Source organism: Halocynthiibacter styelae, from assembly GCF_016123485.1.
Lineage (GTDB): Bacteria > Pseudomonadota > Alphaproteobacteria > Rhodobacterales > Rhodobacteraceae > Halocynthiibacter > Halocynthiibacter styelae.
Genome location: NZ_JADCKQ010000014.1, coordinates 12,666 through 28,583, shown reverse-complemented (window position 1 = coordinate 28,583; position 15,918 = coordinate 12,666). Strand labels below are relative to the sequence as shown.

2 protein-coding genes are annotated in these 15,918 nt (G+C 55.1%); both read right to left on the bottom strand.

Annotation, left to right across the window (positions count from 1 at the left end; all coding sequences use genetic code 11):
• Positions 1–172: 172 nt before the first annotated feature.
• The gene (locus H1D41_RS15600) at positions 173–3,601 is read right to left on the bottom strand and encodes a hypothetical protein (RefSeq protein ID WP_228849792.1); all 3,429 of its coding nucleotides are present in this window, start codon (positions 3,599–3,601) and stop codon (positions 173–175) included.
• 11 nt (positions 3,602–3,612) lie between these two features.
• On the bottom strand, positions 3,613–15,690 hold the full coding sequence (locus tag H1D41_RS15595; RefSeq protein WP_228849791.1) for a beta strand repeat-containing protein: 12,078 nt from the start codon (positions 15,688–15,690) through the stop codon (positions 3,613–3,615).
• Between the last annotated feature and the right edge of the window lie 228 nt (positions 15,691–15,918).

Genomic DNA, 15,918 nt, shown 5'->3' with positions numbered 1-15,918 from the left:
GCATTTAGAATCAGAACGCTCGCCAGTTGAAGAGACTTTGTGTCAGGGTGCGCGCCCTTAATGTAGATTATGTAAAGTAAATTGAGAACCCGAACAACATCCCCGACTGACATGCACTTTTGTCTGCAGCGGCCGCCACGCGTAATTGCCCGGCGACCACTGCGATGTAGCTTCAGAATTTCGCGACCAGATTCAGAAAGACGCCTTCATCATCATGGATCAGATCGGTCAGGTCGTCTGAAAAGCTGCCAAAATTGTAACCGAGGCCCAGTTTCACATTGTTGCCAAAGTGCCGGTAGGCCGCCGCAAGCGCTGCCGTTTCGTCGGTACCGCCCTGAATCGTTCTGAAGTTCCGCACTTCCAGCAGTACATCCCAGTTGTGAACCCGGTGATAGCGCAGGTTCACGGCACTCAGCACCGCATCGTTTTGCGCGAAAGCAGCTGTTTCATTTGCTGCGGTTTCCGAACGGCGATAACCAAACTTGCCACCAAGGGTCCATTGTTCATCCAGGTCGTAACTGGCATCAATGCTGAACACATGGCTGCGCTGACGCGGGCCATCCTCATCGGCATCATCAACCCGCTGGCCATACATATCACGTACATAGCGATAGCGTGCCAGAAGGTTCAGACGATCATTGTTGACCGGACGATAGGCATAGCCAAAGGACAGTTCCGCAAATTCACCATCCAGGGCAACATTGTTATTCGTGTTCGTATCTGTTGCATTGAATGCAAACACCAGCCGTTGATCAGGGTTGATCGTGTAATTCGCATTGGCTGCGACCACAAATGTTTCTGTATCCAGAGGATTGCCGGAACGCAGGCCTTCATCAACACGGTATTCCAGACGACCAGACAAAGTCAGATCCTCTGTTTCGCGCCGCAGACCAAATGACAGGGCTTTGCGATCAAAATCATTGCCGTCATCATCGTCAACGGTTCCCAGCTCAACTGTAATCGTCGAGGACCAGATATCGCTTGGTGTATAGGTCAGGCCAAAGGCCGATGCGACAGACTGATACCGGCCGAAAGCGTCATAGGCGTTTTCAAAGAAAATGTCCGTATTGGACGATACTTCGCGTGTACCACCGACGACAAAACGCCCCTTGTCCCGACCAATCAGCGTATTGCCGTCAACTTCGCGCCCGGCATCCAGTTCATAGCCAAGATACGTGGTGTTGCCGGCGCCATCATCATATTCGCCGGTCAGGCGGCCCCCTGCCCCTTCCGTACCATCTGAGATTTCACCAGACAGCGTCCAGTTGTCACCCACACGATAAACGGTGCCAACACCATAACGATCCGCACGCTCAAGGCCATTCACCGAAACGGAACTCTGGCCAAAGGCATAAACGTCAAGATCTTCAGAAACGCTGTGTTCCAGACGGGCCGCAATATCTGTGCGTGTTCCTTTGTCTGACGCCGTATTCAGATCAACATATTCAACGCCCAGGCCCAGCTCTGTGCGATCATTCAGCGCAAACCGTGTTTCGGCCCCGAAGGTGCGATCCACTTTACCGGCGTCATTTTCATAACTGTCGGCATAAAATGCGTATTTCAGGTTCTCTCTTGGGGCAATATCGGCATAGACACCCCACAGAGTTTCATCCCCGGTAGTGGACAGCACCTGATAATCAAGGTTGGAAAAACCTTCGCGACGGTGTTCAAAATACCCTCCGACAGAGCCTTCTACATTATAACCCAGATCCGCCAGGCTGACACGACCGTCCAACTTCACAGCCTCACCAGATCCGGTAGCCAGCGTATCCGAATTCACAATCAGGCCGCCGTCATTTGAAAACGTGCTGGTGAACCCTGTACCTTCGGTGCGCGCAATTTCAGCGGACAAATAGGTGTCATCATTCAGACGCCACAGCACATCAACACCAATCGCCTTATGATCGGTTGAACCGCTTTCATCCACCATCGCATTTGCGCCAAAACGCAGCTGATCAGTCGCCCAGACTTCGCCACGCCCGCCAAAGGCAAAGCCATCAATATTCGTCAGGGTCGGCGTGTATTCATATTGCGCGACCAGAACCAGTTCCGGATCGCTGCCCTGAATGATCAGCCCGCTGTCGACAGACCCGCTTAAGGGCCGGGTCAGGGTGACGATCCCCTGTATATTGTTGATCGTGAAATCCGTGCCTGGCTGTAATTCAACGGTTTTGATAATCCGGCCAGTATCTGCGTCGCGGACCTGCGCAAACAAGCGGGCGGTGCCGCTTTGGATGTCCTGACGTTCCAGGAAATAGACAGTGCCACCGGTGCCCAGAAAGACATCGCGTTGTGCCAGCTGATCAGGTTGGGCTGCATAGGCGGTGAAACGGGCACGGGCTTCGCCTGCATCCGTGGTTTGTGGCGTCGCATAAGCAGCCTGGGCCCCGTATAGCGCACGACTGTTGCTGACCAGTGTATTGCCATCCAGATTGGCGTCAAAATCCCCGAACTGAATATAATTGCCTTCGCGTTCAATCCGCAGATACACCCGGCCTGACGTTGGCGTATTGTCAACAGAGGTACTGTCGTCACCATAGGTCGGATAAAGATCCCTTGGGTCAACACGCTGGGCCAATTGCCGTGGGTCTTTATCCTGAAGCCGGCGGAAGATATCTTTCAGGTCGCCATGCCCTGTATCAAGGCTGGCGGTAATCTGAACACCGTTTTCTGTACGGCCATCGACATAACCAGCCAGGCGACCATCCCGGTAAGTGGTTCGCGCACCAGAAAGCCCGTCCCGGTGGCCGCCAACTGTCAGGTCAGCCACGGCCACATAGAACCATTCCGAAACCGGAATATCCACGTCACGGGTCAGATCCACATTCTGGCCTGCCCCCCGGACCTGCACATTCACGGGATAATCACCGGCGGGCAGAATACGCTGCACGACAAAGCCCCCAGAGGCATCCGGACGAATACGTTCACCAAGCGCGGACACGCTGGCCCCCGCAGGCACACCACTGCCGGATACGGTGACCGCACCGCCATACACCGGAATGCGGCGCAGCGCTGTCTGATCTGAACCTTCCTCAACACCATCCGCCTCGGCGCGACGATCAGGCCGGCTTAGTGGGATCGGCGCTGTGGCGTCAAAACGTCCGCGCGCATCATACACCCGGTGGATCAGGGCAATGTTTTCACCTTCAGGAACTGTCACCCGGGCCTGACCGTTTGGCTCAACCGGGATAACCCCAATCACTTGGGCTCCCCCACGCGCTGTCAGGTCAACAACACGGATCTCGGCGCGTTCCACATAGGCCGGATAGTTCAGTTCGGATTGTACCGTAACCTCATCGCCCGCCCGATAGATACGCGGACCACCCATCAGTTGCAGATCAAGGCGTGGCGTCCCACCCAGCCCGTCATAGACAACCTGCACATCGGCCTGCGCCAGCTGCACATCTGTACGACGAATGTCGTCGCGCACCCGGTCATCCCCAGTCAGGGTTTCCCCGTTGATCGAAATAATAAAACCTTCGGGCGCCCCGGCAACCGTGGCAGGGCTGTTCCCATCGGAAAGCGCAACCTGTGCCGGAAGGAAAAATGCGGTCGCCCCAAGCAAGGCAGCAAGTGCGGGTTTCTGAACCTTCATTGTCATCGCCATTCTCCTTACTGCAACCGGTACATGTTGCGTTCGATGGGCAAACGCCCGGCCCCGGCTTTCCGCCATTCCCCGCGGATCAGATCTTCAAAAAGATCCAGACGTTCGCGGGAAAGGGTCAAGTCTTCATCTGCCCGGTAATAGCTGAGGCGCAATATCGACGGGTCTTCCTGCAGGGCATCAATCAGCTGCGATACACCTGCTTTCAGGGCGGGTGTGACCTCTGCTGAACCGGCGACAAAGGCGCTGTCCGTCAGGTCGATTTCAACAACTGTGGCGCGTGTTGCACCAAAGTTCATCCGTACTATTGTACCGGCGGTCAGACGGATCACACGGGGGTTTTCAGTCGTCAACTGATAGCCTGTCGGCAAGGTGCGCGTATCCAGCTTCAGCGTGAAATTCGCACCGGTGTCGCCCGGAAGTTCCGCACATGGCACATTGAAACGCCCGTGTTCATCCGTTGTGATCAATGTCCCGGTGACAGTCGACAGCCGGACATTTGGCAGGCCGGGTTCCCCGGCAGATCCGGTGTCATCCTGATGCCCGTTCATATTCAGATCATCAAAAACCTTGCCGATGACATCAGAACAATCGAACACAGCCTCAACCGGCAGGCGCAGGGTTGCACTGGCGATATTGGAAATCCGCCCACCTGAAATATCCAGCACATAGGCTTCATTCACAATGTCACCCAGGCCACCATCCGCCACACGGGCCTGTACGGTCAGGGTGATCGTTTCCTCGCCGTCCAGACGTACATCACGCCAGAACAGTGTACGGCCTTCCACATCCGGTTGCGGTGTGTCCTGCCCGTTAAAGGTTGCACTGTCCGGCGTGTAAACCAGCCCCTGAGGCATGGCATCCACCAGGGTCAGATTGGCCTCATCTGTGACCAGGTTGTTCGTAAACGTCAGCGTATATGTCACCGTCTGACCCACGGTCGCCCGGTCAGGCGTCACAGTTTTGACCGCCAGAATATCCGGATCTTCAACGACGGGAACAGCGATGGTTGCCGTGGCCGGTGCCGAAATCCGCGCAGATGTAGCATTGAACATGTTCGGGTTTTCAGGCTGACCCGTGGTCTGATCATACACAACGGTCAACTCGATTGTCCCAAGTGCGCCTGGTGCCAGAGATGTGTCATCTGATGTCAGCTGAATATCACTGGTTCCGTTATAACCCGCATGTGCTGTCCCTGAACTGAACCCGGAAATCACAGGGGCAGAAACCTCTGTCAGCGTCGCCGGGGCAACAAAAGCCGCCAGGTCATCTTCCAGAACCAGTTCGGTCTGCGTGACGTTCCCGGTGTTTTCCAGCGTCATGGTAAAGGTCACTTCCAGGGCTTCAGGCCCAACCCGTGTCGGGGTATTGGCAACCTTGGTTGCAACCAGCGCATCAATCTGCGTGATATCCGCAGGCGTTGGCGTACTGCCATCGCCGCCGACCGGAATGTCAGAGATATCGGAAATCGCGGCACCTGTCGGATCAACCGCCGCAGCTGTTGCCGTGTTCAGCAAACCACCACTGTCGATATCGGCCTGCGTCAGAACATAAGTCACACCCCAGGTCATGGATTGCCCGACCGGCAGTTTCGCAGGATCCCCGGACGTCACAACAACATTGACCGGGCCCAGGACCGTATCATCGTTGTTTGTCATCGTATCAACAACGGTGAGATCCGTCAGCGTTGTGTTCCCGGTGTTTGTGACGGTGATCAGATATTCCGCCTCTTCACCAGGGACATCGCCAACAGAGATCAGTTCTTTGATCGTGGTCAGTTCAGACGCAGCAACAATAACCAGCGCTGTCGCATCATCTTCAGTGTTCCCATCACCGTCGTTGCCGTTGTCTGACTGATCCGAAACCGGATCATCATTGGGGTCCGTTCCACCGGCAGTCGCTGTGTTCAGCAGGCCACCCGCATCAACATCATCCTGAGTGATCTTATAGGTAAAGGACCAGACCCAGACTTCACCCGGATCAATACCATCCGCATTGCCGGAGGTCAGCGTCGGGCCAGAAATTTCACCACTCGCAACGCCCCCATCCATACGGGTGATCGTATCTGTGATCACCGGATCGGTCAGGGTGACATTGCCAACATTTGTCGCGGCGATCTCATAAGTCACGATCTCGCCCACTTCAGGGACACCTGACACAATCGTTTTGACTGTATTGATCTCGGGAAGCTGCGCAATAGGCACCTCGGTCGGATCATCTTCGGTGTTGCCGTCTCCATCGTCTCCGTCATCCGAAACATCAGAGGCCGCAGTGCCATCCCGCGACTGCGTGGATGCAAGAACCGTGTTCGACAAACCACCCGCGTTCAGATCCGCCTGCCCCAGCGTATAGGTCGCAACATAGGTCCAGGTTTCAGACACATCGACAGCATCATCATTGTCGAGGTCACCGGACTGATACGCAAATGGCGCATCCAGACTGACGACCGTGCCATTTTTGCGGGTCATTGTGTCGACAATCACAGGCTGTGACAGCGTCACATTCCCGGTGTTTTCGATGGTCAGCGTATAGTCAATGACAGATCCCACAGCCGTCCCGTTGGCACTTGCTGTTTTCACGGCCACCAGTGCAGGCGCATGATCCGGTCCGGAAATTGTGCTGTCCCCGGTCGTGTCAATCGTGGTGCCAAACGGATCTGTTGCGGAAGCCTCACCAACATTGACAATTTCACCTGCGTCAATGTCTTCCTGTGTCACTTCGTAAGATAGGGTACAGCTGTTGTCCGTTGAGCCGACGTCCAGGCGTGCAATCACACAGCTGTAGGCCGGATCAGCAATTGCGTCCGTAATGGTCACGTTGAACAATGTCACCGTGCCGGTGTTTTCAGCGGTGAAGGTGTAAAGAACAGAGGTTCCGACCGCGCCATATGGGTTAACATCCGCTTCTTTGATCAGGGTGAAATCAGGATCTGACGCGGGCATATCCGTGGTCAGTTCTGTATCATCTTCAACCGGATCACCCTGAGGATTTGTCGCAGTTACATCTGCTGTGTTCACCAGCGTTGCACTGTCGATATTATCCTGCGTAACCGTGTAGTCATCCGAACAGATCAGCTCTGCACCCGGGGCCAGAGTGGCAACCTCACAGACAAGATCCGGCAGCAAAGGATCTGATGCGCTGATCGTGCTCAGGGTCTGGTTACCGGTGTTGGTAATCGTCAGCGTATAGGTCAGAACCTGGTCAACCTCAGTCACAGGCAGTGATGCAACCGTTTTAACCACCTCTATTTTTGGGTCTGTATCCGCAGGTGTCGTCGCAGTGCCCACAGGAGATTCCACCAGTGTTGGTCCCGCACCAAATGTCGTTTGCGCAGTCGCCTCATTGATGATTTCGCCCCTGTCCAGATCCGCCTGTGTCACCGTGTAAGTTCCCTGACAGCGGACAGATTCACCAGACGTCACATCAGGATCAGCGGGCGTCGTTGTGAAACAGGTGATCGGGCTGCTTGTCAGCAGTGGATCAACAATCACAATGTCATTTGAGAAAGACACAGTGCCCGAATTGGTCACAGTGAATTCATAGGTCAGAACATCACCCACGCTGTCAAAGCTGGTCAGGTTTTCATCCCCGTTCACTGCAAACAGCTCTTTCACGGTTGTCAGTGCTGGAACGCCACTGTTTGGCACGGTTTCGCTCACGGATGGTGATGTGACATTGCCATCGCTGGCAGTTGCATTGTTTGTCACAACAGCCAGAGAGTTATCCGCAACTGTCACCACATATCCCGCTGTGCAGACATAGGTGCCATCCGGGGCGATCCCCGCGGCCGGGAAGGCCGGGCAGGAAATATCCGCACTGTCGATTTTATTGTCCGTGATCGTGACCGGGTCGGTGATCGTGACGTTACCAGTGTTAGTGACTGTGTATGTGTAACGGGCGATTGCACCGACAAAGAAATCTTCAGCCGGCATGTTGTCGGCAACTTTGATCATTTCCAATGCCGGTTCCTGCAAAGCAGGCACCTTAACCACATCAGGGCTGGTTTCAGCCGCCTGGTCACTTTTCGCCGTGGCGGAATTGGTGACTTCACCACTATCAAGATCCGCCTGGGTCACGAAATACGACCCCTGACAGTTCAGGGTATCCCCAGGGGCAAGAGGTGTCGGATCACAGGTGATGGTTTCACCCGCATCAGTGATCAGCGCATCTGTGATGGTGATCGGGTCGGTCAGGGTGATGTTACCCTCGTTTTTCACCGCAAAGTTAAACACCAGTTCCTGATCAACCGCATTATAGGTCGGGCCACCGGATGCCAGCGTTTTGATCATCGAAACTTCAGGGCTGGCCGGAATGATCAGAGCCGTCGGATCATCTCCATCCCCAGCACCATTGTCGGTCACATCGCTTGCCTCAGTGGCATCGGGCGCGCGGCCACTGACGGTTGCGGTGTTGCTGATCCCGCCGGCATCCACGTCATCCTGCGTCAGGACATAGGTTGCACGATAGGTCGCGGTTTCACCAACTTTCAGATTGCCTTCAGATGAACTCATGCTGGCCGAAACAAAGGTCGGGGCCTGCGTCAGTGTCAAAGCCGTACCGCCAGCACGCGTCAGTGTATCACTGGCAACAGCCACCGTGTTCAGCGTGACGTTCCCTGTGTTTTCCACCGTGATGTCAAAGTTGACAGTTTCACCCACCGCAATAGTGGAAGAGGTGATGGTTTTCAGACCCAGCACCGATGGCGCGGCGACAATGTCAAAGGGCGTTGGCGTGCCACCTGTCCCGGATCCCGTATCCGACACATCGCTGACAGCTGTTCCAAAGGGGTCTGTGGTTTCTGCAAGGACGGAATTGCGCAGCCCGCCCGCATCAATGTCATCCTGTGTGATGGTGTGGCTGACCGTGTAAACCCAGGTTTCACCCACATCAAGCGTGCCCACTGTGCCAGTCGCGGCATCATCTCCGGACACCAGCGCCGGGACGGGATCTGGTGCGATCTGAACCGCATCCCCACGGCGCAGCGTATCGGTCAGTGTCGGGCTGTTCAGGCTGACATTGCCGTCATTTTCCACTGTGACCTCAAAGGTCACGACACTCACGCCCGGTATAACCGGATCCGGTGCATCGGAAACAGTTTTCAGCACTTCAAGCGACGGCGCTGCATCTTCTACCGTGACGGTCTCATCCGCATCAACTGCCGCAAGCGTGGTGCCCGCTGGCGGTGTTGGTGTGGCGGTCACTGTGTTGGTCAGATCAGCGCCCCCATCAATATCCGCCTGCGTCACAACATATGTTGCCTGCAGCGTGGCAACCGCATTTGGTGCAAGGGTGGCAATAACACCGCCATTATCAATCGTCAGCAAAGCTGTCCCGGCGGCGGATGTATGGCTGTCAGACAGGGTGACAGGTTCCAGCGTCACATTGCCGGTGTTGGTCACTATGTAAGTATACGTCAGAAGATCACCGACGCTGACCTGCGCAGTTTCAGACGCCTCTTTGGTCAGGGTCATGCCCGGTGTGCGCACAGATGGCACTGTGACCGTATCACTGTCATCGACCGTACCACCATTATAGGTATCAGCCACGGTGACAGTTGCGATATTGGTGACACCACCCGCGTCTACATCCGCCTGAAGCGCGGCATAGGTGCCGGTACAGGTAATGAATTCAGACGGTGCAAACCCAGTCGCTGAAATGGCTTCACAATTCAGATCAGCACCTGGAATTTTGTCATCCGTCAGGGTCGGATCATCTGTGATTGTTACATTGCCGGTGTTTGTGATCCGGTAGGTATAAACAATCGGATCACCCGCAGCATTAAACTCAGACACATCTGCAGTTTTCGTCAGCAAAAGCGAAGGTTCAAACGCCGGGCCTGCTACGGTCAGCTCATCCGTGCCGCTGACATCCGTCGCGCCTGGTGTCACAGGTGTCCCAACCGCCGTGGCGACATTGGTCAATGTGCCCGCATCAATGTCATCCTGCGTAATCGTATAGACAAACACACAGCTGTTATCACTTTCACCAGGGGCAAGAGGGCCCGCAATAACACAGGTGCCCGGAACACGACTGTCCGTGACACGGATGTTTTCCAGCGACACCACACGGTCGTTGGTCACAGTGATTGTGAAGGAAACCCCTTCACCAACATCACTATAAGCGGCTGATGCCACACCGGTTGTCAGTTCTTTCAGAACCGTCAGTGTCCCGCTGTCAGGCACCAGCAGATGATCATCATTGGCGGTTTCTGTGATAGTGGTGCCGTCAGGGGATGCCCCTTCAGAGGTCGCGGTATTTGTCAGGCTTTGCGCATCAATATCAGCCTGGGTCACCGTATAGGTGCCAGTACAGACTACGGAATCGCCCGCCCCGCTCAGCCCGGCTTCCAGAGTAAACGGCGACGCAACCACAGTTCCGTCAATGCTGCAGGTCAAAGCAGGGATCAGTGGATCGGTTACCGTAATATTTGAAATACGCTGATTGCCGGTGTTGGTTGTAGTGATGGTGTAGGTCAGTTCATTCCCGACCGCCGCCGGATCATTGCCCGTGGTCACATCTTTGGTCACAGTCAACCCGGGATCAGCCGCACCATTCACAGTCACGCTTTGCGCCGGAGACACAACTTCAGTGCTGGCGAATGTGGTTTCAGCAATCGCATTGTTGGTCACAAAGGCAGATGTCAGCCCGCCGGACCCATCGTTCTGAACTGCATCCAGGTCTTCCTGTGTGACCAGATAGGTCGCAACACAGGTTGTCACCTCATCCGGCAGCAAACGATTGTCTGCCGTCGGATTACAACTGATATCATTCGGGAACTTGTCATCACTGATCGTGATCGGGTTCTGAAATGCCGGGCGGATCAATACGCCGCCGGTCATGGATCCGGGTGAGGTGTTTGTCACTGTATAGGTGTAAACAATCGGATCCCCGACAGCCGTGAACGTCGTCACATCGGCCGTTTTCACCATGCTGATTGTCGGGTTCGCATCCGCCGGAATAGTTTCATCCACCGGGGCGCTTTCCACGCCATCTGCATCCGTCGCCGTTGCAATATTCGTGACAGATCCCAGACTGATATCCGTATCGGTAATCACATATTCTGCCGTACACACCAGCGGCCCATCTGTCGGTGCCAGATCCGTTGCGGGACAGGTGACAGAGGCAATCAGGTTATCATCAACCGTCAGCGGCCCTGGCAATGTGGTATTGCCGGTATTGGTGATCGTATAGCTATAGGTCGCCACATTGCCTGTGGTGAAATCTGCTGTCGGATTACCCGACCCATCCTCAAGGCCGGTCAGCGCTTTGACCATCTGCATCGCAGGTGTCTTAATCGCCGTGGCCGTTGCTGTTGCAGGCGCAAGCGGATCGGTCTGCACAGCGGCCCCGTTAAATGTTGTCGCTGCGGTGGCTTCATTCGTGAAACTGCCCGCATCAATATCCGCCTGTGCCGGCGTCCAGGATGTGGTGCAGCTGACTGTCCCTCCTGGCGCAACATTCACAGGCCCGGTTGCCGGACAGGTCAAAGTGGCCGGGATCGTCAGATCGGTGACCGTAATGGCATCCGTCAGCGTTACGTTACCGCTGTTGGTCACTGTAAACTGGAACGACACACTGTCTGTCGTGGCCGCATAGGTAGACGCAGTGCCCGGTTCGATGATTTTGGAAATTCCGATCTGTGGCTGCTGCAGGGCCGTGACTGTTTCACTTTCCTCGTCAGAACTGACCTCAGCGGTACCCGATGGGTGAGTGGCAGAAGTGACAACCGGCTGTCTGATCGACGCCGTCGCCAGATTGGTGATACTGCCGGCATCCAGATCGGCCTGGGTCACCGCATAGGTCGCGGTACAGGTGATCGCCGCCGTCGGGGCAAGTTTTCCACCAGGAAGCGCCGGGCAGGATACGGTTGTTTTGTCATCGACTACGGTGATGGGGGCCGTCAGCGAAATATTCCCGGCATTTGTGACCTGGTATTCATAACTGATCTGATCACCAACTGAATCAAAGCCAGCCCCGGCAGTTGCGGTTTTCACCATTGTCAGAGCGGGCAGCTGAACAGGGCCGGTCAGCGTGACGGCATCATCAGCTTCCAGCGTGCCATTTGTCACAACCACTGTGTTGGTCAGCGCGCCGCTGTCCACATCAGCCTGTTGCAATGTATATGTCGTGGACAGAGGCGCATTATCTGCACATGTCGTCACCGATGCCCCTGGCGCAATATCCGCCAGCGCACAGCTGAAGCCGGTCAGATCATCGGTCAGAGTAAAACCTGTCAGCGTGACGTTGCCGTCATTGGTCACTTCAAACGTAAAGGTTTCGGTCGCGGGCAGATTGTTGAAACTGTCATTCCCGTCTGTTTCCGTTTTCACCACAGTCAGTGACGCGTTCTGATCCTCGGGATCAACCGTCGCATTGCTGGTTGCCGGGACCACTGTTGTACCCGCTGGCGAGGTCGCGGTTCCGGTCACCGTGTTGGTGATGTCCGCACCCGCATCAATATCAGCCTGCGTAAGGGTGTAAGCCGTTGTCACGGTTACAGATGCGCCGGGCGCAAGGCTTGCGATGACGTTCGACGGGGTAAAGCCCAGCGACTGCGTGCCGCCTGCACTGGTGTGCATGTCGGTCAGGGTGATATTTGTCAGTGTCACATTGCCGGTGTTGGTCACGAGATGGCTGTAGGTCACCTCTGTCCCTGCTGCGACATTCGTATCATCGCTGGGGGTTTTGGCCAGGGTAAAGACCGCACTCCGGGCAGGTCCGGTGACCGTCACATCAGAGGTCACAGTCGCAGCCCCCGTGGCCGTTGCCGAAGCAAGGTTCACGAAACTGCCTGCATCCATGTCAGCCTGTGTGATGTCATAAGTACCCACACAACTGTCATCACTGGCGAATGGTGCCAATGTGCCGATGCTACAGGTCAGCCCCAGGGCCGGGTCTGTCACCACAACATTTTGCAGCGTCAGATTGCCGATGTTTGAAACTTCAATCGCGTAAGTGATGGTATCGCCCACGGCAGCAAATGTTGCAGCGCTCGCAGATTTATCGAGGGAAAGAATACGGGTCTGTGCAGCCGGATCAATTGTCAGGGTTGTTTGCCCTGTGGCGGTTTCGATCGCACCTGTCGGACTTGTCCCAAGTGCTGTGGCCGTATTTACAATGCTGCCTGCATCCAGGTCGCCTTGGGTGACAGTGTAAGTACCGGTACAACTGTTGTCGGTTGCGCCAGGCGCCAGATTGCTAATCGTACAGGACAAAGCCGGGATCAGTGGATCGGTTACAACAACAGACGTCAACGTCTGTGTGCCGTCATTGGTCACGGCAAATGTATATGTAATCCCCTCGCCCACAGTGTCATACTGCGCGCCGCCATCGACAGCCACGCCTGTTTTTTCCAGAGACAAAAGCGGCAGAACGGATGATGTCACTGTCGCGCTGGCGGATGGTGAGGTAAATGTGACCCCCCCGACAGCGAACGCCGCCGTCGCCGTATTCACGATCTGCCCGGCATCAATATCAGCCTGGGTCACCGGCCCATATGTTCTGCTACAGCTAAAGCTTCCTGCGGGAGACAGGACAGCGGGTTGTTCCGTACAGGTAAAGGGCGAACCCAAAAGCGGATCTGTAATGGTGATCGGCGTAATATCCACAATCGTGGTATCGCCGCTGTTGGTCACCATGAAAGTATAAGTGACGGTATCGGTCAGGTCATCGTAATCGGTTGTGTCAGCTGTTTTGGTCAGGGTGACACCGGGCGCACCGGCCTGCGGAATCGCAACGCTGTCGCTGTTCGATGTGACATTGCCATCACTGACGGTCGCCACATTCACAACCGTACCTGCGGCCACATCTGCCGCCGTGATTGTATAGGTCGCGCGGCATTCCACTGATCCCGTCGGGGCAATCGGGCCAGCCGGGCAGGCTATGGGCGAGGTGAACTTATCATCTGTCACGGTCACCGCATCGGTGATTGTGGTATTGCCGGTATTTGTAACCGTATAAACATAATCAACAGTCGATCCCGGCGTGAACAATGAAACCGGCACAGGTGACGGATCAGACGCTTTGCTCATGCTCAGGGCGGGCTGCTGCGTGGCCGGAACCAGAAGGTCGACCTCTGCGGAGGTAACATCAACATCCAGAATCGTCTGCGCCGTCGCTGTCGCCGTATTGGTCACACCGCCACTGTCAATATCAGCTTGCAGAACATCATAGGTTGCTGAGGTACATGTCACCGTCTGACCGGGGTCCAGCACAACAACCGGGCAGGTCACTGAAACCTTGTCATCCGTGACCGCAAATGTATCCAGGCGCAGGTTGCTGGTATTGGTCAGAAGATAGGAATAAACCAGTTCATCCGTCGCTGACGTGATCGGGTTGGAACCAGATGCCAGCGTCTTTTCGATCCCCAGGCTGGTTGTGACATCGGCTGTCACCGTGGCCGTTGCCTGACCGGTTTCCGTGACGCCGCCCACCGTGATAGACGCATCCACAGTGTTCGGTACGGAACCACTGTCCATATCATCAAGCGTGATCTCATAACTGGCTGTACAGGTGACCGTACCACCAGGTGCAACCGGCCCGGCAGGGCAGGCTTCATCATCGGTCAGCGCATCAACAAGCGTCGGCGGTGCAGGCCAGGTGACATTCCCGGTGTTCGTCACAAGAAAGCTGTAAGAAATGGTTTCACCAGCCGCAGCATAGGTTGCCGATGATGGTGTCTTTGTGATCGTGAAGGTCGGATCTGCTGCAGGTCCGGTCAGAGAGGCCGTATCAGTGACAGGCGTTAAGGACGTTCCATCCGGACCATCCGCAGCTACAGTCGCCGTATTGTCCAGCGTCTGTCCGGAATTGATGAAGTTATCAACGTCCGCCTGTGTGACCGTATAGGTGCCGGAACAGGACAGCACATTTGTACCCGCCACAGCAGGCGGCAGGGAGGCGGCAGAACAGGACAGTGACGGAATGCGCGGATCCGTGACTGTGACATCAGACAGGGTGACATTGCCGGTGTTTGTGACTGTGAAATCATATGAAATGACCTCACCGGCTGCGGCAAAGCTTCCCGATGATGCCACTTTATCCAGGGTCATTGCCGGGTTTTGCACCGGCCCCGTCATTGTCACACTATCTGTCAGCGGCCCAAGCGCGCCGAATTCAGGCGTGCCGGACGCCTGGGCAATATTGGTCAGCGTTCCGGCATCTACATCAGCCTGGGTAACAGTATAGGTGCCGGTACAGGACGCCTGGTTCGGTGTGGCACTCCCGTCAGGGGTCCGGGGCAGCGTTGTCGGGGAACAGGACACAGTCCCGATTTTGTCATCAATGACCGAAATATTTTCAATCGCGACAGATCCGATATTCGACACGATATAATTATAGGTGATGACTTCGCCGACCTGGGTAAAGCTTGTCGCCCCACCATCAACCGTCTTTTCAAGTTCATACCCTGGTGCAACCGTTTCAATCGATCCATTGGGCAGCGGATCACCCCGGCGAAAATCCCAGAAGTTATCATTCGGATCGTCATCAAACACTTGCGAAACGGTTTGACCCGTCGACAAAATATTGTTGAGCAACGCGGTGTTTGTGGATGCAAACCATGCTGTATTAAACGTGTTGTTCCCAAAGCCTGTTGCAAACCCAAGATTGGTATTCCCGTCCTCGCTGGTCACCTGTGTCTGGATTCCGCTCCAGGACCCTACATCAAACCCGTTGATGAAAAGGTTAATGTCATTGTTATCAAAACCACCGGGCTGGGTATCACCATCCAGTGCGGAAAAACGGATATCAATGCGCGCAACAGATCCGCCAAAGTAATCTGTGCAAGACGCAAAACCACAATCCAGCGCAATCGGATTATTTACAGTAAAAGGGTTGCCCTGAAACTGCGCCGGGGTTCCGTTGTTATTAAACCCGCGAAACGCCCCAGTCGGATTGCTGAACTGGTAGTAAATGTTGCCATTGGCCCCGGTCAGAACGATAACAACCCCGCCTGCGGCAGGGTATTCCGCAGGAAGCGGCAGCGACGTCGGCGCCGGTACGTTTTCTGTATATGGTGTCGCCCAGGCAGCGCTTGCAATGCACCCTGCCAGAAAAGGCACAAGGCCTTTAACCAGATTACTCATCAACCGTATCACTCACACTTATTCAACTGCGCACTTATAGCGTGAGTAACTTGTTTCAAATTTGCCGTACAGGATTTTATGACGTCAATTTCTTCTTACGTAACAATCATGTCACACTAATATCTTGAAATATCCGGATAAACCGGAATTCATAATCCGACCTTCTTCGAAGAGATCTTGGGGCGAAAAAGCAGGTGACAAAGCAAAAGCGACACTGCTCTGCTGTGA